This is a genomic window from Streptomyces sp. WELS2, assembly GCF_013870595.1.
Lineage (GTDB): Bacteria > Actinomycetota > Actinomycetes > Streptomycetales > Streptomycetaceae > Streptomyces.
Map to the genome: position 1 here is coordinate 1 of NZ_JACBWZ010000989.1, position 2,066 is coordinate 2,066.

The 2,066-nt window shown below is 71.0% G+C and carries 2 protein-coding genes and 5 tRNA genes; 5 read left to right on the top strand and 2 right to left on the bottom strand.

What is annotated here, in order from left to right; all coding sequences use genetic code 11:
• Both H5J33_RS32620 and H5J33_RS32625 read right to left on the bottom strand, forming a co-directional pair.
• The coding region (locus H5J33_RS32620; protein WP_181798329.1) for an aminotransferase class IV at positions 1-250 on the bottom strand (250 nt) is incomplete at its 3' end.
• A complete protein-coding gene (locus H5J33_RS32625; protein WP_181798330.1) occupies positions 247-1,302 on the bottom strand; it encodes a chorismate-binding protein in 1,056 nt (351 codons plus the stop codon). The genes H5J33_RS32625 and H5J33_RS32620, both read right to left, overlap by 4 nt.
• Before the next feature lie 178 nt (positions 1,303-1,480).
• Between H5J33_RS32625 and H5J33_RS32630 the strand changes: the two genes are divergently transcribed.
• The 5 genes from H5J33_RS32630 (at position 1,481) to H5J33_RS32650 (ending at position 1,949) form a co-directional block, all read left to right on the top strand.
• Positions 1,481-1,553: transfer RNA gene (locus H5J33_RS32630), tRNA-Gly, on the top strand.
• A gap of 38 nt (positions 1,554-1,591) precedes the next feature.
• A tRNA-Cys gene (locus H5J33_RS32635) sits at positions 1,592-1,665 on the top strand.
• 1 nt (position 1,666) lies between these two features.
• Positions 1,667-1,738 (top strand) — tRNA-Val (locus H5J33_RS32640).
• Positions 1,739-1,776: 38 nt separating this feature from the next.
• Positions 1,777-1,848 (top strand) — tRNA-Val (locus H5J33_RS32645).
• A gap of 29 nt (positions 1,849-1,877) precedes the next feature.
• Positions 1,878-1,949, top strand: a tRNA-Val gene (locus tag H5J33_RS32650).
• Positions 1,950-2,066 lie beyond the last annotated feature (117 nt).

Here is a 2,066-nt window from a genome sequence, read left to right on the forward strand (position 1 = left end):
CCAGCGGCATCGGGACGGCCTCCAGTACGGCCGTACAGGCGCGGCGGATCTCGTCGCGGTCGGGCTCGGGCAGGCCGACGACGCGGGCCGAGCGCGTCAGCCGGTCGAGGTGCCGGGTGAGCGCGAAGGGCCGGCCGTGGACCGTCTTCACGGTCTCGAAGACGCCGTCGCCGACGGTCAGGCCGCGGTCGAGGACGGAGACCCGGGCGGTCTCCGCCTCGCGCAGCCCGCCGTCCAGCCAGATCCTCATCCGCTGGCCTCCTCGGGTACCTCGTACGCGCCGGACGCCACCGCGAGCAGCCGGGCCGCCTTCAGCTCGGTCTCCCGCCACTCCCCTTCCGGGTCGGACCCCCAGGTGATGCCGGCGCCCGCGCCGAAGCGCAGGGTGCCGTCGGCGCGGTCGATCCAGAAGGAGCGTATGCCCACGGCCAGCTCGCCGGTGCCCCGGTCGGCGTCCACCCAGCCGATGCCGCCGCAGTAGGGGCCGCGCGGTGCCGTCTCCAGCTCCTCGATGATCCTCATGGCGCTCGGCTTGGGGGCGCCGGTGACCGAGCCGGGCGGGAAGGCCGCGGTCAGCAGCTCGGGCCAGCCGGCGTCCGGGCGCAGCTCGCCGCGCACGGTGGAGACGAGGTGGACGAGCCCGGGGTGCTTCTCCACCACGCACAGGTCGGGCACGGTCACGCTGCCGGTCTCGCAGACCCGCCCGAGGTCGTTGCGGACCAGGTCCACGATCATCACGTTCTCGGCGTGGTCCTTGTCCAGGAGCTCGGCCTCGGTGCGCGCGGTGCCCTTGATCGGGCCGGACTCGACGACGCGGCCGGCCCGGCGCAGGAACAGCTCGGGAGAGGCGGTGGCGATCTCCACGCCGTGCTCCGGCAGGCGGATCGTGCCCGCGTACGGCGCCGGGTTGCCGCGGGCCAGCACGGCGGTCAGGGCGTCCACGTCGGCGTCGGGGGCGACGGGCGCGCCGAGCACCCGGCAGAGGTTGACCTGGTAGACCTCGCCGGCCGTGATGTACTCGCGGATGCGGTGGACGGCCGCGACGTATCCGGCGCGGTCCAGGGACGAGGTCCACCGGCCCGGCTGCGGGCCCCGCCACCGGCCGGGGCGCGGCTCGGGCACCGGCTCCTCGCGTACGTCCGCGAAGCGGGCGCAGGTCAGCCGGCCTTCGTAGTCCGCGCAGACGGCCCAGAAGCCGGTGGAGTCCAGGGCGGCCGGGTCGCTGGTGACGTCGAGCAGACCCGTGGCGACGCGGTCGCCGAAACGGGCCAGAGGAGGGAGTGCGCGGGGGTCGTGGAGCACGTGGTCGAGTCTAGGTCGGGTGTCCGCCGGGTGACCCCGGGATGTCCCGTGGGGGGCGCTGACCACGGGGTACGCGGAGCGCACCGCAGCACGCTGCGCAAACGCGTTTTTGTACTGGCCGGGGAATCCGCTAGAGTTCAACACGTCGCCGGGACGCGGAAGCGGACCGAAACGACAAGCGGACGTAGCTCAGTTGGTAGAGCGCAACCTTGCCAAGGTTGAGGTCGCGAGTTCGAGCCTCGTCGTCCGCTCGAAGGAAGAAGGGGTCATCCCGATCCCCTACACTCCTGGTGGAGTGGCCGAGAGGCGAGGCAACGGCCTGCAAAGCCGTCTACACGGGTTCAAATCCCGTCTCCACCTCCAAGGACGATTAGCTCAGCGGGAGAGCGCTTCCCTGACACGGAAGAGGTCACTGGTTCAATCCCAGTATCGTCCACTGGATCTTCGGATCCCGGATCTTCTCGAAGATCCCCCGCGCGATTAGCTCAGCGGGAGAGCGCTTCCCTGACACGGAAGAGGTCACTGGTTCAATCCCAGTATCGCGCACTGCCCGTGACCCCCGGGTCACGGTCCGCGGACGATTAGCTCAGCGGGAGAGCGCTTCCCTGACACGGAAGAGGTCACTGGTTCAATCCCAGTATCGTCCACACAGCAAGGAGCCCCCGGCCGTCTCGTACGGCCGGGGGCTCCTTCGTGTGCTCAGCTGGAGAACAGCATGTGGCCGAAGCTCTTGTGGCGGTGGTGGCCGTGGTGACCGTGGCCGC